Source organism: Ancylobacter sp. (assembly GCF_965279025.1).
In the GTDB taxonomy this organism is placed as follows: Bacteria; Pseudomonadota; Alphaproteobacteria; order Rhizobiales; family Xanthobacteraceae; genus Ancylobacter.
The window spans coordinates 132,314-156,087 of record NZ_OZ257132.1 but is presented as its reverse complement, the minus strand read 5'-3'; the positions used below and the strand labels follow the sequence as shown (position 1 = coordinate 156,087).

Annotated in this window: 18 protein-coding genes and 1 tRNA gene; 10 read left to right on the top strand and 9 right to left on the bottom strand. The window is 67.3% G+C overall.

Features of this window, described 5'->3' with window-relative positions; translation table 11 throughout:
• Window positions 1–94 precede the first annotated feature (94 nt).
• Together clpB and ACQY76_RS00680 are read left to right on the top strand one after the other, a co-directional pair.
• Window positions 95–2,704, top strand: coding sequence for an ATP-dependent chaperone ClpB (gene clpB / locus ACQY76_RS00685; RefSeq protein ID WP_428031008.1), 2,610 nt, complete (start codon window positions 95–97; stop codon window positions 2,702–2,704).
• 91 nt (window positions 2,705–2,795) lie between these two features.
• Entirely contained in the window at window positions 2,796–3,215 is a 420-nt protein-coding gene (locus ACQY76_RS00680; protein ID WP_428031007.1) for a DUF2267 domain-containing protein, read from the top strand.
• Window positions 3,216–3,327: 112 nt separating this feature from the next.
• Here the strand turns inward: ACQY76_RS00680 and ACQY76_RS00675 are convergent, their stop codons facing one another.
• A complete protein-coding gene (locus ACQY76_RS00675; RefSeq protein ID WP_428031006.1) occupies window positions 3,328–4,218 on the bottom strand; it encodes a UTP--glucose-1-phosphate uridylyltransferase in 891 nt (296 codons plus the stop codon).
• Between the two features lie 254 nt (window positions 4,219–4,472).
• On the opposite strand from ACQY76_RS00675, the gene ACQY76_RS00670 reads away from it, so the two are divergent.
• On the top strand, window positions 4,473–5,834 hold the full coding sequence (locus ACQY76_RS00670; protein WP_428031005.1) for a lytic murein transglycosylase: 1,362 nt from the start codon (window positions 4,473–4,475) through the stop codon (window positions 5,832–5,834).
• Window positions 5,835–5,917: 83 nt separating this feature from the next.
• Window positions 5,918–7,279 (top strand): SGNH/GDSL hydrolase family protein, encoded by a 1,362-nt coding sequence (locus ACQY76_RS00665; RefSeq protein WP_428031004.1) that lies wholly within the window; start codon window positions 5,918–5,920, stop codon window positions 7,277–7,279.
• 26 nt (window positions 7,280–7,305) lie between these two features.
• Here ACQY76_RS00665 and ACQY76_RS00660 read toward each other — a convergent pair whose 3' ends face one another.
• The 3 genes from ACQY76_RS00660 to gltB all read right to left on the bottom strand — a co-directional run bounded on the left by ACQY76_RS00660 (window position 7,306) and on the right by gltB (window position 14,116).
• The gene (locus ACQY76_RS00660) at window positions 7,306–7,770 is read right to left on the bottom strand and encodes a bleomycin resistance protein (protein ID WP_428031003.1); all 465 of its coding nucleotides are present in this window, start codon (window positions 7,768–7,770) and stop codon (window positions 7,306–7,308) included.
• Between the two features lie 8 nt (window positions 7,771–7,778).
• Complete coding sequence (locus tag ACQY76_RS00655; RefSeq protein ID WP_428031002.1) at window positions 7,779–9,203, bottom strand: glutamate synthase subunit beta; 1,425 nt, start codon at window positions 9,201–9,203, stop codon at window positions 7,779–7,781.
• Between the two features lie 176 nt (window positions 9,204–9,379).
• A complete protein-coding gene (gene gltB, locus ACQY76_RS00650) occupies window positions 9,380–14,116 on the bottom strand; it encodes a glutamate synthase large subunit (RefSeq protein ID WP_428031001.1) in 4,737 nt (1,578 codons plus the stop codon).
• A gap of 409 nt (window positions 14,117–14,525) precedes the next feature.
• On the opposite strand from gltB, the gene ACQY76_RS00645 reads away from it, so the two are divergent.
• Window positions 14,526–15,503, top strand: coding sequence for a hypothetical protein (locus tag ACQY76_RS00645; RefSeq protein ID WP_428031000.1), 978 nt, complete (start codon window positions 14,526–14,528; stop codon window positions 15,501–15,503).
• A gap of 166 nt (window positions 15,504–15,669) precedes the next feature.
• On the opposite strand, the gene ACQY76_RS00640 is transcribed toward ACQY76_RS00645, so the two are convergent.
• Window positions 15,670–16,146 (bottom strand): Hsp20 family protein, encoded by a 477-nt coding sequence (locus ACQY76_RS00640; RefSeq protein WP_428030999.1) that lies wholly within the window; start codon window positions 16,144–16,146, stop codon window positions 15,670–15,672.
• Window positions 16,147–16,473: 327 nt separating this feature from the next.
• Here ACQY76_RS00640 and ACQY76_RS00635 point away from each other — a divergent pair, with 327 nt between their 5' ends.
• Both ACQY76_RS00635 and ACQY76_RS00630 read left to right on the top strand, forming a co-directional pair.
• Window positions 16,474–16,860, top strand: coding sequence for a hypothetical protein (locus ACQY76_RS00635; protein WP_428030998.1), 387 nt, complete (start codon window positions 16,474–16,476; stop codon window positions 16,858–16,860).
• A gap of 93 nt (window positions 16,861–16,953) precedes the next feature.
• Window positions 16,954–17,913, top strand: coding sequence for an alpha/beta fold hydrolase (locus ACQY76_RS00630; protein ID WP_428030997.1), 960 nt, complete (start codon window positions 16,954–16,956; stop codon window positions 17,911–17,913).
• Window positions 17,914–17,942: 29 nt separating this feature from the next.
• Here ACQY76_RS00630 and hisN read toward each other — a convergent pair whose 3' ends face one another.
• Together hisN and ACQY76_RS00620 are read right to left on the bottom strand one after the other, a co-directional pair.
• A complete protein-coding gene (gene hisN / locus ACQY76_RS00625) occupies window positions 17,943–18,728 on the bottom strand; it encodes a histidinol-phosphatase (protein WP_428030996.1) in 786 nt (261 codons plus the stop codon).
• Window positions 18,729–20,387: 1,659 nt separating this feature from the next.
• On the bottom strand, window positions 20,388–21,269 hold the full coding sequence (locus ACQY76_RS00620; RefSeq protein ID WP_428030995.1) for an N-formylglutamate amidohydrolase: 882 nt from the start codon (window positions 21,267–21,269) through the stop codon (window positions 20,388–20,390).
• Window positions 21,270–21,555: 286 nt separating this feature from the next.
• On the opposite strand from ACQY76_RS00620, the gene cpdR reads away from it, so the two are divergent.
• Window positions 21,556–21,915: a cell cycle two-component system response regulator CpdR gene (cpdR, locus tag ACQY76_RS00615; RefSeq protein WP_428030994.1), complete on the top strand. Its 360-nt coding sequence runs from the start codon at window positions 21,556–21,558 to the stop codon at window positions 21,913–21,915.
• Between the two features lie 132 nt (window positions 21,916–22,047).
• A tRNA-Val gene (locus ACQY76_RS00610) sits at window positions 22,048–22,122 on the top strand.
• A 79-nt stretch (window positions 22,123–22,201) separates the two neighbouring features.
• Here ACQY76_RS00610 and ACQY76_RS00605 read toward each other — a convergent pair.
• Entirely contained in the window at window positions 22,202–22,438 is a 237-nt protein-coding gene (locus ACQY76_RS00605) for a hypothetical protein (protein ID WP_428030993.1), read from the bottom strand.
• A gap of 176 nt (window positions 22,439–22,614) precedes the next feature.
• Here ACQY76_RS00605 and ACQY76_RS00600 point away from each other — a divergent pair, with 176 nt between their 5' ends.
• Window positions 22,615–22,893, top strand: a complete 279-nt coding sequence (locus ACQY76_RS00600; protein WP_428030992.1) for a hypothetical protein — start codon at window positions 22,615–22,617, stop codon at window positions 22,891–22,893.
• A gap of 60 nt (window positions 22,894–22,953) precedes the next feature.
• Here the strand turns inward: ACQY76_RS00600 and ACQY76_RS00595 are convergent, their stop codons facing one another.
• Window positions 22,954–23,679, bottom strand: coding sequence for a histidine phosphatase family protein (locus ACQY76_RS00595; protein ID WP_428030991.1), 726 nt, complete (start codon window positions 23,677–23,679; stop codon window positions 22,954–22,956).
• Between the last annotated feature and the right edge of the window lie 95 nt (window positions 23,680–23,774).

Here is a 23,774-nt window from a genome sequence, read left to right as displayed (position 1 = left end):
GGGATCCGTTGCGGTGGCCGGGATACGGGCGCCGTCGTCCCACGTGACCGTTCGTGCCGTTCCGGGCGGACGGGGGGCCAGGAGGCTTTGAGACATGAATTTCGAGATATACACCGAGCGCGCGCGCGGATTTGTCCAGTCCGCCCAGTCGCTTGCCCTGCGTGAGGGCAACCAGCAGTTCACGCCCGAGCATCTGCTCAAGGTGCTTCTCGATGACCCGGAGGGCCTGTGCGCGGGCCTGATCACCCGCAGCGGCGGCGATGCCCGCATCGTGCTCGCCGATACCGAGGCGGCGCTGAAGAAGCTGCCCAAGGTGCAGGGTTCCGGTGCCGGGCAGGTCTATCTCGCGCCGGCCATGGCGCGCGTCTTCGAGGCGGCCGAGCAGGCGGCGAAGAAGGCCGGCGACGGCTATGTCACCGTTGAGCGGCTGCTGCTGGCCCTCGCGCTGGAAAAGGACAGCGAGGCGGGCAAGATTCTCGCCAAGGCCGGTGCCACGCCGCAGAAGATCAATGCCGCCATCGAGACGCTGCGCAAGGGCCGCACGGCCGACAGCGCCACGGCCGAGAACGCCTATGACGCGCTGAAGAAATATGCCCGCGACCTCACCGAGGCGGCCCGCGAGGGCAAGCTCGACCCGGTGATCGGTCGCGACGAGGAAATCCGCCGCACCATCCAGGTGCTGTCCCGCCGCACCAAGAACAATCCGGTGCTCATCGGCGAGCCCGGCGTCGGCAAGACGGCGATCGTCGAGGGTCTGGCTTTGCGCATCGTCGATGGCGACGTACCCGAGAGCCTCAAGGAAAAGAGCCTGCTCTCGCTCGACATGGGTTCGCTCATCGCCGGCGCGAAATATCGCGGCGAGTTCGAGGAGCGGCTGAAGAGCGTGCTGTCGGAAGTGCAGGCGGCCGACGGCGGCATCATCCTGTTCATCGACGAGCTGCACACCCTTGTCGGTGCCGGCAAGACCGAAGGCGCCATGGACGCCTCGAACCTGCTCAAGCCGGCTCTGGCGCGCGGGGAGCTGCACTGCGTCGGCGCTACCACGCTCGACGAGTACCGCAAATATATCGAGAAGGACGCCGCGCTCGCCCGCCGCTTCCAGCCTGTCTTCGTCGCAGAGCCGACGGTGGAGGATACCATCTCCATCCTTCGCGGCATCAAGGAGAAGTACGAGCTGCATCACGGCGTGCGCATCACTGATTCCGCGCTGGTGGCGGCGGCGACGCTGTCGAACCGCTACATCACCGACCGTTTCCTGCCCGACAAGGCGATCGACCTCGTCGACGAGGCCTCCTCGCGCCTGCGCATGCAGGTGGATTCCAAGCCCGAGGAACTCGACAGCATCGACCGCGAGATCGTGCGCCTGCGCATCGAGCAGGAGGCGCTGAAGAAGGAAAGCGATTCCGGCTCCAAGGACCGGCTGAAGAAGCTGGAAAAGGAACTCGCCAATCTCGAGGAGCAGTCTGCCTCCATCACCTCGCGCTGGAAGGCGGAGAAGGAGAAGCTGGGCGACGCGCAGAAGATCAAGAGCGATCTCGAGAAGGCGCGCGCCGACCTCGCCATCGCCCAGCGCTCGGGCGAGTACCAGAAGGCGGGCGAGCTCGCCTATGGCACCATCCCGGCGCTGGAGAAGAAGCTCGCCGAGGTGGAGGCGCATGACGGCTCCAAGGCCGCCGGCATGGTGGAGGAGGCGGTGACGCCCGACCACATCGCCGGCGTCGTCTCGCGCTGGACCGGCGTTCCCGTCGACAAGATGCTGGAGGGCGAGAAGGAGAAGCTGCTGCGCATGGAGGACATGCTGTCCAAGCGTGTGGTCGGCCAGAAGGAGGCCGTGGAGGCCGTCTCGACTGCGGTCCGCCGCGCGCGGGCCGGGCTTCAGGACCCGCACCGGCCGATCGGCTCGTTCATCTTCCTCGGCCCCACCGGCGTCGGCAAGACCGAGCTGACCAAGGCGCTGGCCTCGTTCCTGTTCGACGACGACACCGCGCTCGTGCGCCTCGACATGTCGGAATACATGGAGAAGCACTCGGTCGCCCGGCTCATCGGCGCGCCTCCCGGCTATGTCGGCTATGAGGAGGGCGGCGCCCTCACCGAGGCGGTGCGGCGCCGGCCCTACCAGGTGGTGCTGTTCGACGAGATCGAGAAGGCGCATCCGGACGTGTTCAACGTCCTCCTGCAGGTGCTGGACGATGGGCGGCTGACGGACGGGCAGGGCCGCACGGTCGATTTCCGCAACACGCTGATCATCATGACCTCGAATCTGGGCGCCGAATATCTGGTGAACCAGCCCGACGGCGAGGACAGCGAGGCGGTGCGCGAGGAAGTGATGGGGGTGGTGCGTTCGCACTTCCGCCCGGAATTCCTCAACCGGGTCGACGAGATCGTCCTGTTCCACCGGCTGCGCCGCGACCAGATGGGCGCCATCGTCGACATTCAGGTCAAGCGGTTGGAGAAGCTGCTGGAGGAGCGCAAGATCGCGCTGGAGATCACCCCCGAGGCGCGGGACTTCCTTGCCGAGAAGGGCTACGACCCGGCCTATGGTGCGCGCCCGCTCAAGCGGGTCATCCAGAAGCTGCTGCAGGACCCGCTGGCCGGCCGCATCCTCGCGGGCACGGTGAAGGATGGCGACGCGGTGCGGGTGGAGCGCGGGGCGAACGAACTGCTGTTCGACACCCGCGCCCGCACGGTGGACGAAGCCGCCTGACGACCGGGTCCCGTTCGCCTTTGTGATCGTTCAGAACCACCGAAGGGCCCCTCGCCGGGGCCCTTCTTGCATGAGGGAAGGCAAACCGCGCATGCCAATACCGATGGAACTGCAGCACGCATCGGATGATTTCGAGCGGTTTCTCGCCGATGCCCGCGACGGATCGGGCCTCACCACCCGCAATCAGACCTACACGATGGTCGAGGGTGTGCTTCGCACGTTCCGCCGCCGGCTGAAGGTGCAGCAGGCGCTGCACTTTGCCGATACGTTGCCGCCGCTCGTGCGCGCCATCTTTGTCGCGCGCTGGGACCTCGCCGAGCCGGTCCTGCCCTTCACCGACCGGGCGAGCCTGACGCGGGAGGTGCAGGCGCTGCGCCAGCACCATAATTTCGCGCCCGACACCTGCCTCGTCGACGTTGCCCGGGCGCTACGCCGGCATGTGGACACTGAGGCGTTCGACAGGCTGCTGGGGACACTGCCGGAAGGGGCGGCCGACTTCTGGCGCGCGTGATCGCCGCGCCGAACAAGCCAAAAGGGCGCCGCGAGGCGCCCTTTTCATATGGCGTGCCGACGGCGGTTCAGCTCCCGGCCCGTCAGCTTCCGGCCCGTCCGCTCCCGCTCTGTCAGCTCTTGGCCAGCAGCGCGTCGAGCTCGGGGCGGAAGGTGCCGGAGATTTCCGGGTTGTCCAGCGCATAGGCGACGTTGGCCATCAGGAAGCCGAGCTTGGAGCCGCAGTCATAGATCGCGCCGTCAAAGGTGACGCTGTAGAATTCCTGCGTCTGCGCCAGCTTCAGCATGGAGTCGGTGAGCTGGATTTCGTTGCCGGCACCCCGCTCCTGGGTGGCGAGGAGATCGAAAATCTCCGGCTGCAGGATGTAGCGGCCCGAAATGGCGAGGTTGGAGGGCGCGACGTCCCGTTTAGGCTTCTCAACCATGCGGGCGATCTTGTGCACGCCCTCGGCCATTTCCTCGCCGAGGCCGACAATGCCGTATTGGTCGGTCTGCTCGCTCGGCACTTCATAGACCGCGAGATGGTTGCCGCCGCCGGTCCGCGCATAGGCCGCGGCCATCTGGGCGAGGCATCCCATGCCGTTATTGGCCTTGTGCAGCATGTCGGGGAGCAGCAGCGCGAAGGGCTCGTTGCCGATGATGTCGCGCGCGCACCACACCGCGTGGCCGAGACCGAGCGGCAATTGCTGGCGGGTGAAGCTGGTGGCGCCGGGACCCATGGTCTCCTCGCGCAGCCGCTCCAGCATCTGGATCTTGCCGCGTTCCTGCAGCGTGTCTTCGAGCTCGTATTGGCGATCGAAATGATCCTCGATGACGCCCTTGTTGCGTCCGGTCACGAAGACAATGTGCTCGATGCCGGCCGCGCGGGCCTCGTCCACCACATGCTGGACGACGGGGCGGTCCACCACCGTCAGCATTTCCTTCGGGACGGCCTTGGTGGCCGGCAGAAACCGCGTGCCGAGGCCGGCGACGGGGAGGATCGCTTTGCGGATAGGTTTTACCATCGGGGAGATATGCCGCTTTTGATGACGCAGGTTCAGACAGAAAGAGCGAAATTGGTAACGTAGCGAGCTTAACGCTTCGCTCCCGGCAATGCACCGGCGGGATAACGCTGACATGACCGAATAGGTTCGGATACGGCATTCATTTTTTACCGACGGCGGGAGTGCCTGACGTTTGGGAAGATTCCGTGGCGTTAACGGCCTCGAAACCACGTGGCCTGCCTAATCATCGCCCTGAATTGCGTTAGGGTTGCGTCATGAGTCATCGCACGGCCTCCGGCCGGGGGCATGCCGGCATCATTGCCGGCGTCGCCATTGTCTGCTTCGGCCTCGCCGGCTGCGCAGGTTCGAACGACATCACCGGCGCCTTCGCCGCGCCGCCGGCGCAGGCGCGCGCCACCGCGCCGCGCCCCGTGGCCCAGGCACGCCCCGCCGCCCCGGCCTCCACGTCCGGCCATCCCGACATGACCCCCGCCGCTCTTGCCCGCGACGAGGCGAATTTCAGCCGCTGCATCGCCGCGCTGGAGCCGAAGGCGCGCGCGGCCGGCGTCTCGGCCGCCGGGTTCCGACGCTACACCGCCGGCCTGAAGCCGGACATGGGCATCATGGACAAGCTGCAGACGCAGCCCGAATTCACCCGCACCGCCGGCGACTACGTGACCATGCTGGTTTCCGAGACCCGCATCCGCAAGGGCCGCGAGGCGATGGCGCAGAACGCCGCCGTGTTCGCGCAGGTGGAGCGTACCTATGGCGTCGACCGCTATGTGGTGGCGGCGATCTGGGGCATCGAGACCAATTACGGCAGCGCCCGCGGCTCCTATCCGGTGATCGAGGCGACGGGCACGCTTGCCTGCGTCGGTCGCCGCAAGGCCTATTTCCGCGACGAGTTCGTCGCCGCGCTGCGCATTGTCGACCGGGGCGACATTCCCGAAACGCATCTGCGCGGCTCCTGGGCCGGCGCCTTCGGCCTCACCCAGTTCATGCCCACCGCCTTCCAGCGCGACGCGGTGGATTTCGACGGCGACGGGCATCGCAACGTCGTCGATTCGGTGGCCGACGCCATGGGCTCGACTGCCAACAAGCTGAAGCGCGGTGGCTGGCAGGCGGGGCGCAGCTGGGGATACGAGGTCGTGCTTCCCCGGCGCTTCGATTATCTCCTCGCCGACAAGAATGTCCGCAAGCCGATGCGCGAATGGGCGGCGCTCGGGGTTCAGCGCCCCGAGGGGCGGGCGATGCCGGACGCCAACGAAACGGCCTATTTGCTCCTGCCCGCTGGTGCCAAGGGCCCGGCCTTCCTGATGACCGACAATTTCAAGGCCATCCTCAGCTACAACCCGGCCGACGCCTATGCGCTCGCCATCGGGCACCTTGCCGACCGCCTGCGCGGCGGCGGGCCCTTCGTGCAGCCCTGGCCGGATGATCAGCGGGCGCTGTCCCGCAACGAGCGTTCGGAGCTGCAGAAGCGCCTGGCCTCGCGCGGCTACGATGTCGGCGCGCATGACGGCGCCATCGGCGCGCAGACGCGGGCGGCGGTACGCGACTATCAGGTGGCGGCGGGACTGCCGCCGGACGGAATGGCGAGCGGCGAGGTACTGGAAAGCCTGCGCGGCGGCACCTGATACCGCGACTTGCGTCGCGGGTCTTGAAACAGCCGCGATAATGGTTCACCCGTGCAAGGCGATTGCCATCGGGAAAACGGCTCATGCGCCGCGTGCACGGCTACCGGATCGGACTGAAGGCGCTGGCCGTGGCCGGCGCGCTGGTCGCCGGCTGCTCGCTCGCGCAGGCGCAGAGCGACTGGTTCCGCCCCCCGGGCGATGTCGGCCAGCCCGCCACGCGCCCCTCCCAGCAGCAGCAACGCCCGCAGCAGCGCCAGCAGGCACGGCCCCAGCAACAGCAGCAACAGCGTGCGGCGCCGCAGGTCGCCGAGCCGCGTCGCAGCTGGTCGCCGTTCCAGCCGCTGATCGAACTGTTCGGCGGCAATGACAACCGCCCCCGCCGCGTGCGCCCGCCTTCCGAAGCGCCCGTCTTCGCGCCGCCGCCGCCCGTGGTGGCGCAGCCGCCGGCCGATCCGCGCGGCAAGGTGTATGACTCGGTCGCCGACGCGCGCGGCTCCTCCGGGGATGTGAAGGAAGTCGTGCTGGTGTTCGGTGACGAGCAGGCCGGCACGCTGGCGCAGGGGCTTGCGGACGCCTTCGCCGCCGACCGCGAGACCGCCGCCGTCGTCAGCCGTTCGGAGGCGGATGCGGGCTTCGCACCGGGCCGACGCGTCGACCTGATCGCCGCCGCGCGCCAGCTGCCGACCGGCAACGACCAGGCCAACGTCATCGTGGTGTTCGCCGGCGGCAATGACCTGCAGGCGATCGACGACCCGGCCGGCCGGGCCGAATTGTTCGACGAGCGCTGGCGCGACCTCTATTCCCGCCGCTTCGAGGATTTCCTGCTGGCCCTGAAGCTGCAGCGCCGCACCGTGGTGGTGGTGGGCCTGCCCCCCGTTGAGGATAGCGTGCGCAGCGAGCAGATCGCCCGCTACAACGCCCTGCTCAAGGAAATGGTCGAGCGCAGCGGCTTCATCTTCGTGGACGTGACGGACGGGTTCGTCGACGAGAACGGCAAGTTCATGATGTCCGGCCCGGCGGTCGATGGCCAGCGGCGCCGGCTGCGCAACTCCGACGGCGTCGGCTTCACCCGCGCGGGGGCACGCAAGCTGGCCTTCTTCGTCGACCAGAAGCTCGACGACCTGCTCTCGGGCCAGGATATTCCGGCAGCGGCGGCCGATCCCGCCGACGCGCGCCCCTCCATCATCATGCTCACCGGCGGAGCGCCGGCGGGCAATGCCCGCACGCTTGCCGGCGCCCCGAGCGTCGCGTCGGTGAACGATATCGGCCGGGCCGCTGCCGCGGAAGAGGGCAAGCCCGAGCCGGCGAGCGTGCTGGTGGATGGCGCGGCCCTGCCGCCGGTGGTGGGGCGGACCGACGATTTCCGCTGGCCCGCCGGGCAGCCGACCGAGCCGCTGGTGCCGGCCATGCCGCAGACGCCGCTGCCGAGCGCGACGACGCCCTGAATTCCATACCCCGCCGCGAAATAGGACTAGCTGCGGGGCCGCCGGCCGAGGCTCGCCGAGAAGCGGATGAGATAGCCGTCGGGGTCCTGAACCAGGAACTGGCGCACGCCGACCTCGTCCTCACCGGCGCGATACCATTTGTCTTCCGGCGCCATGTGGAGCGGCCAGCCCGCGACGGCGAGCGCATCGAGGATCGGCTCCACCACACGTACCGCGATCTGGAAATTGATGCCCCGGCCAAAGGGCTTTTCGAGAGGCCCTGTGATCCACTGCCGGCCCTCGCCTAGCTCTTCGAGCATCAGCTGCGCGCCTTCGCGCGCGAGGTAGGCGAAGCCATCCTCGTCGCGGCGATAGGCAATCTCGAAGCCGCAGAGATCGCGCCAGAAGACAAGGCTGGCGGCGAGGTTCGCCACCAGGAGCTCGGGCACCAGTGGCGCCCAGACGAAATCCGGCGCAGGGGAGGGCCCGCCGCCGGCGTTGCTGTCGGCCATGACGACCCTCAGCGCGGCAGGACGGAGCTGCCCATCAGGAAGGTGTCGATCGACTGCGCCGCCTGGCGGCCTTCGCGGATCGCCCAGACCACCAGCGACTGGCCGCGCCGCATGTCGCCGGCGGCGAACAGCTTGGGCACGCTGGTGGCATAGTCGAGATCGCTGGCGCCGACATTGCCGCGCTTGTCGAGGGCGAGGCCTTCCTGCTCCAGCATGCCCTCGCGCAGCGGGTGGACGAAGCCGAGCGCGATGAAGACGAGATCGGCCTTGATGAAGAATTCGGTGCCGGGAATGGGCTGGCGCTTGGCGTCGACGCGGGCGCACTTCACCGCCGTCACGCGGCCCTTCTTGCCCTCGATGCCGAGCGTGGCTGCCGCGAATTCGCGGTCCGCGCCCTCGGCCTGCGAGGAGGAGGTGCGGAACTTGGTCGGCCAATAGGGCCACACGGCCAGCTTGTCTTCCTTCAGCGGCGGCACCGGCCGGATATCGAGCTGGTGTACCGAGAGGGCGCCCTGGCGGAACGAGGTTCCCACGCAGTCGGAGGCGGTATCGCCGCCGCCGATCACCACCACATGCTTGCCGGCGGAGAGGATCGGCTGCTCGCGCGAAACGTCCTCATGGCCGACACGGCGGTTCTGCTGGACGAGATAGGGCATGGCGTAGTGCACGCCTTCCAGCTCCTGGCCGGGCAGGGCAGGGTCGCGCGGGGCTTCCGAGCCGCCGCACATCAACACCGCGTCATGGGCCTCCAGCAATTCGTCCAGCGGCGTGGTGACGCCGACATTGACGCCGTAATGGAAAATGACGCCCTCGCCCTGCATCTGCGCGACGCGGCGGTCGATATAGTGCTTTTCCATCTTGAAGTCGGGGATGCCGTAGCGCAGCAGGCCGCCGGCCTTGGGCTCGCGCTCATACACATGCACCTCGTGCCCGGCGCGGGCGAGCTGCTGGGCGGCGGCAAGGCCGGCCGGGCCGGAGCCGACCACCGCGACCTTGCGGCCGGTCTTGTGCGCGGCGGGCTCCGGCTTGATCCAGCCCGCCTTCCACGCCTTGTCGGCAATGGCCTGCTCGACCGTCTTGATGGTGACCGGCACATCCTCGAGGTTCAGCGTGCAGGCTTCCTCGCAGGGGGCGGGGCAGATGCGGCCGGTGAATTCGGGGAAGTTGTTGGTGGAGTGGAGGTTGCGCGCCGCCTCTTCCCAATTGCCGTGATAGACGAGGTCGTTCCAGTCCGGGATCTGGTTGTGGATCGGGCAGCCATTGGGGCCGTGGCAGAACGGCACGCCGCAATCCATGCAGCGCGAGGCCTGGTTGGCCACCTCGGCATCCGGCAAGGGCAGGGTGAATTCGCGGAAGTGACGAATGCGGTCGGAAGCGGGCTGATACTTCGCCTCGCGCCGATCGATTTCGAGAAAGCCCGTAACCTTGCCCATTGCGCCCTCTTTCGCGGAGCACCGCCACCTTGGAGGCATTCCACCTCCGGTGCCAGATACATCAAACATGCCAGTTGGAAAATGGCGGCGCGGCAGAGAGCCGCGCCACGACCGAGCCGTGGCCCACCGGAAGGGCCATGTCCCCCCGCCGCGTCGCGGCGGGAGAGCAGGCGGGCCTATTCGGCCGCCTGCAGGCCGCGCATTTTCTCCATTTCGCGCAGCGCCCGCTGATACTCGACGGGCATCACCTTGACGAACTTGCCGCGATATTCGGCCCAGTTGTCGAGGATCGCCTGCGCCCGCGCCGAGCCCGTATAGTGCAGGTGCTTGGCGATGAGCTGGTGCAGGCGCTCCTCATCGTGGTGGCCCATATCCTCCATGATGTCGATGCGGCCCTTGAACTCCAGGTCGCCGCCATGGTGGTGCAGGCGTTCGAGAAGGTCTTCCTCCTCCTCCACCGGCTCCAGATCGACCATGGAGAGGTTGCAGCGCTTCTTGAAGCTGTTGTCCTCGTCCAGCACATAGGCGACGCCGCCGGACATGCCGGCCGCGAAATTGCGCCCGGTCTGGCCGATGACGACGACGATGCCGCCGGTCATGTACTCGCAGCCATGGTCGCCGGTGCCCTCGACCACCGCGATGGCGCCCGAGTTGCGGACCGCGAAGCGCTCGCCGGCGACGCCGTGGAAGTAGCACTCGCCGGAGGTGGCGCCGTACATGACGGTGTTGCCGACGATGATCGAGTTCTCCGGCACGATGGCGCTGTCCTTGGCCGGCTGCACCACGATGCGCCCGCCGGAAAGGCCCTTGCCGACATAGTCATTGGCCTCGCCCACCAGCGTCATCGACACGCCGGTGGCCAGGAACGCGCCGAATGACTGGCCGGCGGTGCCGGTCAGGTGGATGTCGATCGTGTCGTCCGGCAGGCCGGTGTCGCCATAGCGCTTGGCCACCTCGCCCGAAAGCATCGCCCCGACGGAGCGGTTGATGCTCTTGATCGGGCTGTGGATCACCACCTTCTCGCCGCTTTCCAGCGCCGGCATCGCCTGCGCGATCAGCGTGCGGTCCAGCACGTGCTGGATCGGGTGGTTCTGCCGCTCGGTGTGGTAGATCGCGACATCGGGGCCGGCATCCGGCTTGGCGAAGATGCGGCTGAAGTCGAGTCCCTTGGCCTTCCAGTGCTCGATCGCCTCGCGCTGGTCGAGCCAGTCGGAGCGGCCGATCAGTTCACGGAAGGTCCGCACGCCCATCAGCGCCATCAGCTCGCGCACTTCCTCGGCGACGAAGAAGAAGTAGTTGATGACATGCTCGGGCGTGCCCTTGAAGCGCTTGCGCAGCACCGGGTCCTGGGTGGCGACGCCCACCGGGCAGGTGTTGAGGTGGCACTTGCGCATCATGATGCAGCCCGCCGCGATCAGCGGGGCGGTCGAGAAGGCGAAGTCGTCGGCGCCGAGCAGCGCGCCGATCACCACGTCGCGGCCGGTGCGCAGGCCGCCATCGACCTGCAGCGCGATGCGCCCGCGCAGATTGTTCAGCACCAGCGTCTGGTGCGCCTCGGCGAGGCCGATCTCCCAGGGTGAGCCGGCATGCTTGATGGCGGTGAGCGGCGAGGCGCCGGTGCCACCCTCGAAGCCGGAGATGGTGATGTGGTCGGCGCGCGCCTTGGCGACGCCGGCCGCCACCGTGCCCACGCCTACCTCGGAGACGAGCTTGACCGAGACGTCGGCTTCCGGATTGACGTTCTTCACGTCGTAGATGAGCTGCGCCAGGTCCTCGATCGAGTAGATGTCATGGTGCGGCGGCGGCGAGATGAGGCCGACCCCCGGGGTCGAGTGGCGCACCTTGGCGATCACCGCATCGACCTTGTGGCCGGGCAGCTGGCCGCCTTCGCCGGGCTTGGCACCCTGCGCCATCTTGAGCTGGATCATGTCGGCATTGACAAGGTAGTCCGCCGTGACGCCGAAGCGGCCCGAAGCGACCTGCTTGATCGCCGAGCGCATGGAATCGCCGTTCGGCAGCGGCTTGAAACGCGTGGCCTCCTCGCCGCCCTCGCCGGTGTTCGACTTGCCGCCGATGCGGTTCATCGCGATGGCCAGCGTGGAATGCGCCTCGCGCGAGATCGAGCCGAACGACATGGCGCCGGTGACGAAGCGCTTGACGATGTCGGCCACGGGCTCGACCTCGTCGAGCGGCACCGACGTGCGGCCGAGTTCCTCCGCCTCGCGGATGCGGAACAGCGAGCGGATGTTCAGCGTCTTGGTGCCGGCCTCGTTCACCAGCTGGGCGAAGTGGCGGTACTTGTCCTGCGCATTGCCGCGCACCGCGTGCTGCAGCACCGCGACGGTCTCCGGGTCCCACGCATGCTCCTCGCCGCGCAGGCGGAAGGCGTAGTCGCCGCCGACATCCAGCGAGGTGCGGTACACCGGCGCGTCGCTGAAGGCGTCGCGGTGGCGCATGGCGGTTTCCTCGGCGATCTCGGCAAGGCCGATGCCGCCAATGGAGGAGGCGGTGCCGGAGAAATAGCGGTCGACGACGTCCTGGTTCAGGCCGACCGCGTCGAAGATCTGCGCGCCGCAATAGGACTGGTAGGTCGAGATGCCCATCTTGGACATGACCTTGAGCAGGCCCTTGTCGATCGACTTGATGTAGCGCTTGACGATCTCGTACTCGTCGACCTCCTCGGGGATGTCGACGCGCATGTCGATCATCGTCTCGAAGGCGAGATAGGGGTTGATCGCCTCGGCGCCATAGCCGGCGAGGCAGGCGAAATGGTGCACCTCGCGCGCCTCTCCGGTCTCCACCACCAGGCCGACGGAGGTGCGCAGCCCCTTGCGGATCAGGTGGTGGTGCACGGAGGCCGTCGCCAGCAGCGAGGGAATCGGGATGCGGTCCGGGCCGACCAGGCGGTCGGACAGGATGATGATGTTGTAGCCGCCATGCACGGCGGCCTCGGCGCGCTCGCACAGCCGCTCCACCGCATCGCCCATGCCCGCCGCGCCCTTGTCGGACGGGTAGGTCATGTCGAGCGTGCGGGTGTCGAAGCGCTCCTCCATGAAGCCGATGGAGCGGATCTTCTCCAGATCCCCATTGGTCAGGATCGGCTGGCGCACTTCCAGGCGCTTGCGGCGGGAGTTGCCTTCGAGGTCGAAGATGTTCGGCCGCGGCCCGATGAACGAGACGAGGCTCATCACCAGCTCCTCGCGGATCGGATCGATCGGCGGGTTGGTGACCTGCGCGAAGTTCTGCTTGAAATAGCTGAACAGCGACTTCGACTTCTTCGACAGCGGCGAGATCGGGGTGTCGGTCCCCATGGAGCCGACCGCCTCCTGGCCCGTGGTCGCCATCGGCGCCATGAGCATCTTGAGGTCTTCCTGCGTGTAGCCGAAGGCCTGCTGGCGATCGAGCAGCGACACGTCGGTGCGCACCTCGCGCGCTTCCACCGAGCGCAGTTCCTCCAGCACCAGCTGGGTGCGCTGCAGCCACTCCTTGTAGGGGTGGGCCTGGGCGAGGGCGGTCTTCACCTCCTCGTCCGGCACGAGCCGGCCTTCCTCAAGGTCGACCAGCAGCATGCGGCCCGGCTGCAGGCGCCACTTGGTGATGATCTCGCTTTCGGGGAAGGTGAGCACGCCCATTTCCGAGGCGAGCACAATCTTGTCGTCGGTGGTCACCATGTAGCGCGCCGGCCGCAGGCCGTTGCGGTCGAGCATGGCGACGATCTGGCGCCCGTCGGTGGCGACGATGGCCGCCGGCCCGTCCCACGGCTCCATCATGGCGGCGTGGTACTCGTAGAAGGCGCGGCGTTCCTCGTTCATCAGCGGGTTGCCGGCCCAGGCCTCCGGCACCAGCATCATCGCCGCGTGCGGCAGCTCGTAGCCGCCCTGGATGAGGAATTCGAGCGCGTTGTCGAAGCAGGCGGTGTCGGACTGGCCCTCATAGGAGATCGGCCACAGCTTGGAGATGTCGTTGCCGAACAGCTCGCTGTCGACGGAAGCCTGGCGGGCCGCCATCCAGTTCACATTGCCGCGCAGCGTGTTGATCTCGCCATTATGGGCGACCATCCGGTAGGGATGGGCAAGCGACCAGGCCGGGAAGGTATTTGTCGAGAAACGCTGGTGGACGAGGGCCACCGCGCTCTCGAAATCCTCGTCATGCAGGTCGGCATAATAGGCGCCGAGCTGGTCGGCGTTGAACATGCCCTTGTAGACGAGGGTGCGGCAGGACAGCGACACGACGTAGTAGCCCGAGGTGCGCGGGTCCTTGGCGGAATAGATGGCGTTGGAGATGACCTTGCGCAGCACGAACAGCCGGCGCTCGAAATCGTCCTCGCTGGCCACCGCTTCGCCACGGCCGACGAAAACCTGCACATGCTTGGGCTCGGTCGGCAGCACGGTGTGGCCGAGCGAGGAATTGTCGGTCGGCACGTCGCGCCAGCCCAGCACGACCTGGCCTTCTTCCGCCACCACCTGCTCCATGGTGGCGCGGATGATGTCGTGCCCCTCGGAATCATGCGGCATGAAGATGTGGCCGACGGCATAGTGGCCGGGCTCCGGCAGCTCGAAGCCGAGCTTGGCCGCTTCCTTGACGAAGAACCTGTGCGGCAGCTGCACCAGCATGCCGGCGCCGTCGCCGGCGCGCGGGTCGGCGCCCACCGCGCCGCGGTGCTCGAGATTCAGCAGGATCTTCAGGCCGTCCTGCACGATCTGGTGCGACTTGCGGCCCTTGATGTCGGCGATGAAGCCGACGCCGCAGGAATCCTTCTCGTTGCGCGGGTCATAGAGACCCTGCGCCACGGGCAAGCCCGGGTCGATATGGGAAATGGTTTTGGTGGCACGGTCCGTCGCGGCCGGACGAACCGAACCCTCGCCGACCACGTGCGCGGCAAGGCCGCCCATTTCCTCTGTCATTCCCGTCACTCCCTCAAGGGTCGCCTTAACGCCCGGCGCCGACACGTATTGACCCCGCAGGGCGCTCCCCCGCAAGGCGTGCTCGGCCGCCGAACTCCGCTAGCATCCTTCGTGCCATGCCCGTTCCGGGCACCGGCCGTCGAATTATAGGACAGCATAGCTGCCCTATCAACCGCGAAGATGCCAGAATTGACGCTCGCGCACAAGCGCCGCGCGTGCGATGGCCGACGCGTTTTTTCACTCTTCTTGCGAAGTGTGCGCGCCACGCGAAACGAACGGTAAGGCGCCCGGCGTCCGCACGCAACGCCGTTGCTCGCGTCGTCGCCGCTTCGCGGGCGGCGGTTCCTGCGCGAAGGGTCTTTCCCACGCCGTATTTAGGGCTTCCCTTGGGGGCGGTTCAACCTCCTCGGAGATGTCCATGCCGATGTCCTTCGCGCCGACGGCCCGCGCGCCGCTGCGCCTCTCGTCGGTCGCCCTGCCGGTGCTGGCGGGCCTGTGCGCGCTCACCAGCGTGCCGGCGCAGGCACAGGTTTTCCTGCGTCCCTATGGCGGGGTCTATGTCGAGCGGTATTACGAGCCGCCGCCGGCCTATTACCCGCCGCCGCCCGCCTATTATCCGCCCCCGCCGGCCTATGCGGCGCCGGGGCGCTTTCCCTTCGCCGATATCGGCCCGATGCTCCGTTCCATGGGCATGACCGGCATTGGGCGCGCCCGCGTCGATGGCCCGACCTATCTCGTCGATGCCACCGCGCGGTCGGGTGCGCGCATGCGCGTGCGTATCGATGCCTATAGCGGGCAGGTGATCGCCATGCACCCGATAGGCCAAGCCCCGGTCGGCCGCGCGCCTTTGGGCGAAGAGCCGTTCGCCGGAGCCGCCGCCCCGCGCCCGCCGAATGCGCGGCAGGCGCTGCCCACCGTGGCGCCGCTGCCGCCGACGCGCCCGCCGGAACTGGCGGCCGTGCCGGCGCCCGCGCCGTCCGTGGAGGCCGCACCGTCGGCCGCTGCCGAGCAGGCGCCCACCGCCCCGGCGACCTCGGTGCCATCAGACGCTGCGGCGCCATCCGACGCAGCAGCGCCAGCGACGGCAGCTGCAACTCCGGCGACCCCAGTTCCGGCGGCGCCCGGAGCAGTGCGGATCATTCCCGGCACTGCCGTGCCGCCCAGCGCGGCGGCGGCCGCCGGCAGCACAGCCGATTCACGGGCGGAGAGCGCGACGCCCGCGCCAAGTTCTGCGGCGCCAAATTCTGCGGCGCCAAGTGCTGCGGCGTCGGCCGAGCCGCCGCTTCCGAGCAGCGGCACGGGAACCGGCGTCGGCACCGGCAGCGACACGCCGGCCGGTACGGCCTCTGTGTTTGCGCGCGGCACCTCCACCAAGGCGGCGCCGGCCGAGGAATAGCGCCGCCAGCGGCCCGCTACATACGAAGAAGGGCGTCCCGGTGGTCAGCCGGGGCGCCCTTTTCCTTGCGGGCCGGGGGAGGTGGGGGAGAGCCTCACCCGGCCGATTATTGCGCCTCGCCTGAAAAGGGGACGGTCAATCCACCCGCCTCAGGCTGACGGCGCGGTCACGCCGCCCGGGCTTCGCTGGTCTTCGCCTCGATGGTGCGGGGCGTGGAGGCGCCGGCCGAGATCGGGATGGTGCGGGGCTTCATCGCCTCGGGAATCTCGCGCACCAGGTCCACATGCAGCAGGCCGTTGGCAAGGCTGGCGCCACGGACCTCGACGTGATCGGCGAGCTGGAAGCGGCGCTCGAAGCCGCGCGCGGCAATGCCCTGATAGAGCACTTCGTTCTTGCCGGCCGCCTCGGCCTTGCGGTCGCCGCGAATGGAAAGACCGTTCTCCTTCACCTCGATGGACAGGTCCTGCTCGGTGAAGCCGGCCACCGCAACGGTGATGCGGTAGGCATTCTCGCCCGTCCGCTCGATATTGTAAGGGGGATAGGTGGTGCTGGTGTCGACGCTGTTAACCTGGTCGAGCAGCGAGAAGAGCCGGTCGAAGCCGACAGTGGAACGGTGCAGGGGGGTAAGATCAAACGTACGCATGGCATATCCTCACTTAAAGCGACATGCAGATGGTTGGGTCCTCTCGACTGAGCCGGACCCGGTTCGCGTACCGCCTTCCGGCCGGTACGACTTCGAGATAGGAAGGCGTTTGCACGCCGCAAGGGCCTTCGCCGCAAATCTTCCGGCGTCGCGCAGCGGGAAGGGCAGGGCACCGCGCGGCCGTGCCGCAACCCTGCCGCGAGGTATTGCAGCACCGAAGTGACCTCGATGAACGGGAGATGAACGGGCGGCTCGGGCGGTGTTCAGTGCCCGGTTCTTATGGGATAGACATTCGATACTCGCCGGTTTCAAAGGACGGTTTGCGTGATGGCGCGGGCATCGACGGTACGGATCGTCGCGCTGGGCTTGCTGCTCGGGCTGCTGCTTCCCGCCCTGCCGGGCGGATTGACCGTGCACGCCCAGAATTATCGTCCGCCCCCCGGCCCTTACGCCCCCAGTCCCGGCCCTTACGCCCCCTATGATGCGCCGCCCGCGCCGCGCGGCCGGGCCGGCGGACCCGTCGATGCCGACGCGGCAATGCGGATGCTTGCCGGGCGCGGCTTCTCGAATATCTCGGTGATACGCCGGCGCGGCGCCACCATCCTGCTGGAGGCCAATGGCCCGCGCGGCGAGCGGGTGCAGGTGGTGGTCGACGGGGCCTCGGGCGCCATCAGCGGCATGAAGGTGATCGGCTTCGGCGACAAACGCTACTGAACGGCAAAACCAGGCGGCTTTTGCCGGGCGGGTGCCTTGTGGCGCGGCATGGCTGGTTTATAAGCCGCAAGGTCGCAACGAGTATTCCCCCGCATGGCCGACACCACCCTCTACAGCACCAAGGGCAACCCCGTCCCCGAGGGGGCCAGTTGCGGCCTCGTGCCGGCCTCGGACGGCGTCAAGCTGCGCGTCGCCCGCTGGATGCCGGTGGAGGACGCGCCGTGCCGGGGCACGGTGTGCGTGTTTCCCGGCCGCACGGAGAAGATCGAGAAATATTTCGAGACGGTGCGCAACCTGCTCCAGCGCGGCTTCGCGGTCGCCGCCATCGACTGGCGCGGGCAGGGCGGCTCGCAGCGCCTTCTCGCCAATGCGATGAAGGGGCATATCCGCGATTTCGCCGAGTACCAGCTCGATATCGAGGCGCTGGTGCGCCAGGTGGTGGCGCCGGACATGCCCGGCCCGTATTTCGCGCTCGCCCATTCCATGGGCGCCTCCATCCTCATCGACCATGCGCGGCGCCAGGGGCCGTTCTTCGACCGCATGTTCCTCATCGCCCCCATGCTCGAACTCTCGCTGGTCAAGTATGATGTCGCGGCGCGGCGGCTGGCGCGCACGCTCTCCCGCCTCGGCCTGTCGCGCGCCTACGTGCCGACCCGGAAGGTGCGGCCGATCCACGAGGTGCATTTCGAGGGCAACCGGCTGACCTCGGACGAGGCCCGCTTCGCCCGCAACCTGACCATCGCCCTGGAGCAGCCGCAGCTCGATGTCGGGCCGCCCACCATCGGCTGGGTCCGGGCCGCGTTCGACCTGATGGAAACGCTGGCGGCTCCGGCGACCGCGCGGGCGATCCGCCAGCCCTTGCTGATGGTGGCAGCCGGGGCGGACAAGATCGTCTGCACGCCCACCATCGAGCATTTCGGCATGCGGCTCATCGCCGGTGCCCATATCGTCATTCCCGGCGCCCGGCACGAATTGCTGCAGGAGCGCGACGTGTTCCGCGAGCCGCTGCTGGCGGCTTTCGACGCCTTCATTCCCGGCAGCGCGGCGGCCTGATCGAGGGCGTCGCCGCGTGACGCAAAGCTCTAGCCGCCGTTGAGGACCCGGAGCGCCTCGTCATGCACGCGCCGGTCGCCGGAGGCGACCACGCGGCCGCCGGTGAGGTCCGGGCCGCCTTCCCAATTGGTGACGATGCCCCCCGCGCCGGCGATGATCGGGGTCAGCGGCAGGATGTCGAAATCGTTGAGATTGGTTTCGATGACGAGGTCGACATGGCCGGCGGCCAGCATGCAGTAGGCGTAGCAGTCGCCGCCGTAGCGCGGCAGGCGCACCCGCTTCTCCACCTGCGTATAGAGTGCGCGATTGCCTTCATCCATCAGCAGCGGACTCGTGGTCATCATCACAGCCTCGCCCAGGCTGCCGCAGGCCCGCACCGTCAGGCGCCGGTCGCCCGCCGGACCGCGATAGCGCGCCTGCGCGCCGTCGCCGAAGAAGCGCTCGCGGATGAAGGGCTGGTGCATCATGCCGTAGACCGGCTCGCCATGGTGGCACAGGCCGATGAGCGTGCCCCAGGCCGGCATGCCGCTTATGAACGACTTGGTGCCGTCAATGGGATCCAGCACCCAGACATAATCGGCATCCGTGCCCTCGTCGGGAAACTCCTCGCCGCGCACGCCATGGCTGGGAAAGGTGCGGCGGATGAGGGTGCGCATGGCCTGCTCGGCGGCGCGGTCGGCGGCGGTGACGGGGTCGAACACCGCGCCCCGGCTTTTGTCCTCGACGCCCAGCGCGGTGCGGAAGAAGGGCAGGATGGCCTGCCCCGAGAGAGTGGCGAGTTCCTGCACGAACGTCTCGAAGTCCACCGCACCCATCGGCCAGATCCCTGTCGGCTGCCACACGCCGACGCGCGGCGCCGGTCGTCAACGCATATCGGGCGCGGCGGGAGACGGCAATCGTCCGCGCCCGATATGCGGTGGGACATGAACCCCGGCGGCGGGATCTGGCGCGCCATGCACAAGCTGAGGGGCGTATGTCAGAAATGCCCCGCGTCCTGCGCATGGCTGCCATTCCGGCACGGTCAAGAAATGGGCAATTCTGCCGTTGCCTTCGGGAAGCGAAACTGCCATATTATTGCAGCGCGGTAGAGCGATTGGCGTCGCTTTACCGCCGCCCTCCTTGGGCGTTTCCTCCCTAGACTTGGGCCGCTCCGGCAACGTGAGCGGCCCCTTTCTTTTTCAGCATCATCTTGAAAATAAACGGTTATCCGCGTCCATGGCGGGTGGCTCGTGTCGGGCTTTACCGCCGCATTCCCTGAGCGCGGGCGCGCCCGTAGGCGCTCGATTGCGCGCCACGGACCGGCGGGCGCCTGTTTCGGGGGTAGGGCGCGTCGGATGCGCGATTGTCATCATTTGAAGGCCTGCGACCAAATGCCGGTTTCGTTTGGTTCGTTTGGCGGTTGTCAGCCACGCGCCACAGGGTTATGGATATTGCGTTGCGGCGACGTGATTGGCGTCATGTTGCCGCCGCCCTTCTTGGGCGTTTCCTCCCTAGACTTGGGCCGCTTGCGCACTGCGTAAGCGGCCTCTTTCTTTTCAGACATGCCCCGCGCTGCGTGCCGCCTCTGGCCGGGCGTCTGACGGGGCAGGGATGCCGCCCTCCGGCGCGCTTCGCATCCGCCTCGCCGCACGAGCCCCTCCGCACGGAACGCTCCGCAAAACACTCCCTGCCGGGGTTGCGCGGCTTGCGGTGAGGGGCGTCCCGCCGCAGCCGCCAGCCCGGCAAAAGGCCATGCCGGCCCGGCAAAGGCTATGGGGGGCGACGGACGATGGCGAGGGGTTGGAGGCGGGAGCGATGCCGCTCAGGCGTGCACAACGCGGGCCCTTCGCCACATGACGGCGAGGCGCCTCAGCGTTCCGAGGCTACGATTCCGAGGAAATTCGGCTGACAAAGCCCTACAGACGAAACGGGCGCTGACGCGTCGCGACCCCCCGGCCGACCCGTCAACGCCCGTCAGGGCGGCGAGCCCCCTTCGCAGGGTGCTGCCGTACCATCGAATGAGGCATTAATGCCACACCGGAACGACTGTTGTATTTGGTATGCCAGAAAGTCCCGGTGCCTGCCTTGATTATTCCGCAATGCACCTACATCTTACATTCGTACGCAGCGATTGGCGTCGCTTCGTACAGCCCTCCTTGGGCGTTTCCTCCCTAGACTTGGGCCGCTTGCGCACTGCGTAAGCGGCCTCTTTCTTTTGCGCCTGACGAACCGCCTGCCGTGGGCTTTGCCATCTTGCCGGTCGGTTCACTGCTGTCCGTGCGCCCTCGAAAGAGCCCCCCGATCACCTGAGCTGACATTTCCCTCCGCCTCGTGGCGGCTTGAACCGATCCATCGGTAGTGGAACATCAGCCCGGAACCGAGCGTGCAGAATTGGTATAGGTCGCATGTTGAAAATGCAAGGCTCTCTTTTGAGGTTTTTTACATCACCCCATCAAAACTGCAACCCGATGCATCTAACGTATTGAAAATAACAACTATTCCGCCGCCGCGCGGAGCGGCGCGAGGTCCAGGTGGGAAATATCCGAGAGCGCCCGCGCCACCTCGATGAGGTCGTTGCGGACGATTTCGAAGTTTTCCGACGGCTGGTAGACCGCCTCGCGCATATACAAGGCGCGGTTGATCTCGATCTGCACGGCGTGCATTCCGGAGGCCGGGTTGCCGTAATGCTCGGTGATGAAGCCGCCGGCATAGGGCTTGTTGCGCGCCACGGAATAACCCCGGCGGCGCAGCTCGGATTCGATGATGTCGGGAATGACCGGTGCGCAACTTGTGCCGTAGCGGTCGCCGAGCACGATGTCGATGCGCGCATCGCGCTGGCAGCCGGACGGCATTGAATGGCAATCCACCAGTACCGCGATGCCGAAACTGCGCTGCATCTGCACCATCAACTGGCGCAGCGAGCGATGATACGGCTTGTAGAGCGATTCGATCCGCGCAATAGCCTCGTCCACCGGAATGCGGCGGCCATATATTTCCTGCGCCTCGCCGACGATGCGGGCAATGGTGCCGAGCCCCCCGGCCACCCGCATGGAGCGCGTATTCGCATAGGCGGGCAGGCGGCCGTCGAACATGCGCGGGTCGAGCTCATAGGGCTCGCGGTTGACGTCGAGATAGCAGCGCGGGAAGTGCGCCCGCATGAAATTCATGCCGAGGCCGGTGACGTCGCGAAACAGATCGTCGACGAAGCTGTCCTCCGAGCGGCGCAGCACGGGCAGTTCGAGCCGGGACTGGCTGACGAATTCCCGCGGATAGACCACCCCGCTGTGAGGCGAGTTGAAAAGGAACGGGGCGCGGAGCGAGGCCGGCTGCACGATCTCGAATGCCGGGTCGATCAGCTCCGCGATGACGGCCATCATTCCTCATCCGTTTTCGGCGGCGGGGTCTGCAAGGGCGATCCCCACGCGCCTCCCCGACCGTGTCTAACATGACGTCTCCCGGCGCGGAATGCGGCAGGGGCGGGGGAGCGTGTATTTGCGCACACGTCAGCGCGAGGCCCTCAGGCACAGGGCGGCAGAATTCGCGCATGTTCACGATGTGCTAAGAGGCGTGGGAGTACCCAAGGGTGATGTACATGCGGGGGCAGTGCGCCTATCGGCTCGTCCGGCGCCCAGCCCGCCGCCTCAGACAATCAGGATGCCCGGGATGCTCAAGATCCTGCTCGCCGAAGACGACAACGACATGCGCCGCTTTCTGGTGAAAGCGCTGCAGAATGCGGGCTACGAGGTCACCGACTTCGACAATGGCCGTTCCGCCTATGACCGGCTGCGTGAAGAGCCGTTCGAACTGCTGCTCACCGATATCGTCATGCCGGAGATGGACGGCATCGAACTCGCCCGCCGCGCCACCGATCTCGACCCGGATATCAAGGTGATGTTCATCACCGGCTTCGCGGCGGTGGCGCTGAACGCCGACAGCCAGGCGCCCAAGGATGCCAAGGTTCTGTCCAAGCCGTTCCACCTGCGCGACCTCGTCAACGAGGTCGGCAAGATGCTGGCGGCGTGAGGAAGGCGGCGGCGTGAAGGCGCCGCCGGATCGAGCGCGGAACGGCGACGTCATCCACAGCCGCCACTACCCGCTTGCACGGGCGGAGGGTTCTCGTTATAGGGGAGCCCCGCTCGCAAGAGACCACGGAATGGGCGCGTAGCTCAGCGGGAGAGCACCTCGTTGACATCGAGGGGGTCACAGGTTCAATCCCTGTCGCGCCCACCATTCCAGTCCTTCCCATTCCCGGCCCCGGGAATGGCGGCGAGCCTTCCCCAAGCCTTTCAGTCGACCGCCCGCGCCGCTGTCATGCGGGCGCGAAGAGCGCGTTGGATTCGGCCCACCAGCGAAAGGCGTCGGCCGCCTCTGTTTTCTGCGCCTCGCTGTGGGCGCCCTGCAGGCGTCGGATGAGCCCCTCATAATCGCCCTTGGGGCGGGGATGCCTCTCGGCAAAGATGAGTGCCGCATCCAGGGTGGCGATGTCGGCGGTTTCACCGTCGACCGTCAGCCGGAGCGGCGGGGTGAAGGCGGCGGGCGTGTTCATGCAAGCTCCCGGGCAAGTTTGTCTGCAGAAACAGCCGGAGGTATCGAAATGTTCCGCGCCTCGGCGCCCGGGCGGGGGCGGGCGGCGTGGAGTTGCCTGCGAGGAATCGCGTATTTGTTTGCAACCAATTGCCGATTGGGAAGTTGATCCGTCAGAACATCCTCATGGAGGTTATCATGACGAAGACGCGAGTGAAGACGTCGGTCGGCGTTGCTGCACTTGTTGCCGCCGGCTTTGTTTTTGTCGCCGCCCCCGCCAGCGCAACCTCGGTCGGCCCGCGCGACAAGCCGCAGATCGGCGACAGCGTGGATCGCAAGCAGGTGCGCGAGCACGACAGGATTCGCAAGCAGCAGGTTCGCCAGACGCAGGGCGAATCGAAGGAGCGCGCCTTCTTCGGCCCGCTTTATGAGGGGCGCGATTCGCCCTGGCAGCGCATGAAGCGCGCTTTCGACTGACCATCGAGCGCTCTACTTCTTAATGACCAGCCTTCAGCGCCCTTCACGGGGCGCTTTTTTTTAGCTGCAGCCGCTCCCTGCGGGCCGCGGTTCCGGCTTGCCCCAGCCATTCGAGGGCAGGTTCGCATAAGGCTCGGCGAAATATTGGCGGACGACCTTGAACTGGCTCGGCACCGTGTCGCCCGGCCGGTCATAGGTCAGGATCCAGAAGAAATTATAGTTGTCGTCCGGCCAGGTGTCGGGAACACCGCCCGGCACGCCCTTCACCTGGTCGAGGTGCAGCAACTGGCGCAGTGTCACCTTCTCGCCGGCGAATTCCTTCTCCAGCGGCGCGCTGGCGATATGGAAATGCTCCCACACCATCACCACCGTCTGGCCATGCCAGCGGGGATTGGTCAGCAGGTCCGCCGCCACGCGCTGGTTCACCGTGTTGAGCTTGGCGTTGAAGTAGCGGTTGTTGCGGATCGGCACATAGCCGATTGCCGGCGCCGTCAGCTTCATGTTCCACGCGCGGGCGATGGGGCGCGCGGTTTCCACCGTGTGCAGCGTCATGGCGAGGATGGCGGCCGGCGGGTCGTTCTTGATCAGGCTCATCGGGCTTGTGGGGCTGAGATATTGCGCCGCCAGCGCCTGCGCCCGCTCCGTGCCGATGCTGCACAGGGTGAGGGGGGCTTGCTTCTCGCCATGCCGCACGATCACGATGCGTTTGGGCGCCGCCTCGGCGGCTGACACACCAAGGCCGATCATCACCGCCGCGAAGGCGGCCACAAAGCGCTGCAACGACATCTCTGAACCCCCGGTTTGCCGGCAGCATGCGGCGGCGCCGGGTTGCCGGCAAGGGAGAGTTGCGGGCGGCGGGCGCCGGCCTGCCGGGCAAACGG

What these genes read in the sequence shown, in the direction of transcription:
- ACQY76_RS00620 (WP_428030995.1), bottom strand. Translation starts at nt 21,269, where the DNA reads ATGATGGCCGTCATCGCGGAGCTGATCGACCCGGCATTCGAGATCGTG.
- ACQY76_RS00630 (WP_428030997.1), top strand. Translation starts at nt 16,954, where the DNA reads ATGGCCGACACCACCCTCTACAGCACCAAGGGCAACCCCGTCCCCGAG.
- ACQY76_RS00595 (WP_428030991.1), bottom strand. Translation starts at nt 23,679, where the DNA reads ATGTCGTTGCAGCGCTTTGTGGCCGCCTTCGCGGCGGTGATGATCGGC.
- ACQY76_RS00670 (WP_428031005.1), top strand. Translation starts at nt 4,473, where the DNA reads ATGAGTCATCGCACGGCCTCCGGCCGGGGGCATGCCGGCATCATTGCC.
- ACQY76_RS00660 (WP_428031003.1), bottom strand. Translation starts at nt 7,770, where the DNA reads ATGGCCGACAGCAACGCCGGCGGCGGGCCCTCCCCTGCGCCGGATTTC.
- ACQY76_RS00675 (WP_428031006.1), bottom strand. Translation starts at nt 4,218, where the DNA reads ATGGTAAAACCTATCCGCAAAGCGATCCTCCCCGTCGCCGGCCTCGGC.
- clpB (WP_428031008.1), top strand. Translation starts at nt 95, where the DNA reads ATGAATTTCGAGATATACACCGAGCGCGCGCGCGGATTTGTCCAGTCC.
- ACQY76_RS00635 (WP_428030998.1), top strand. Translation starts at nt 16,474, where the DNA reads ATGGCGCGGGCATCGACGGTACGGATCGTCGCGCTGGGCTTGCTGCTC.
- ACQY76_RS00640 (WP_428030999.1), bottom strand. Translation starts at nt 16,146, where the DNA reads ATGCGTACGTTTGATCTTACCCCCCTGCACCGTTCCACTGTCGGCTTC.
- ACQY76_RS00600 (WP_428030992.1), top strand. Translation starts at nt 22,615, where the DNA reads ATGACGAAGACGCGAGTGAAGACGTCGGTCGGCGTTGCTGCACTTGTT.
- cpdR (WP_428030994.1), top strand. Translation starts at nt 21,556, where the DNA reads ATGCTCAAGATCCTGCTCGCCGAAGACGACAACGACATGCGCCGCTTT.
- ACQY76_RS00665 (WP_428031004.1), top strand. Translation starts at nt 5,918, where the DNA reads ATGCGCCGCGTGCACGGCTACCGGATCGGACTGAAGGCGCTGGCCGTG.
- hisN (WP_428030996.1), bottom strand. Translation starts at nt 18,728, where the DNA reads ATGGGTGCGGTGGACTTCGAGACGTTCGTGCAGGAACTCGCCACTCTC.
- ACQY76_RS00655 (WP_428031002.1), bottom strand. Translation starts at nt 9,203, where the DNA reads ATGGGCAAGGTTACGGGCTTTCTCGAAATCGATCGGCGCGAGGCGAAG.
- ACQY76_RS00605 (WP_428030993.1), bottom strand. Translation starts at nt 22,438, where the DNA reads ATGAACACGCCCGCCGCCTTCACCCCGCCGCTCCGGCTGACGGTCGAC.
- ACQY76_RS00645 (WP_428031000.1), top strand. Translation starts at nt 14,526, where the DNA reads ATGCCGATGTCCTTCGCGCCGACGGCCCGCGCGCCGCTGCGCCTCTCG.
- ACQY76_RS00680 (WP_428031007.1), top strand. Translation starts at nt 2,796, where the DNA reads ATGCCAATACCGATGGAACTGCAGCACGCATCGGATGATTTCGAGCGG.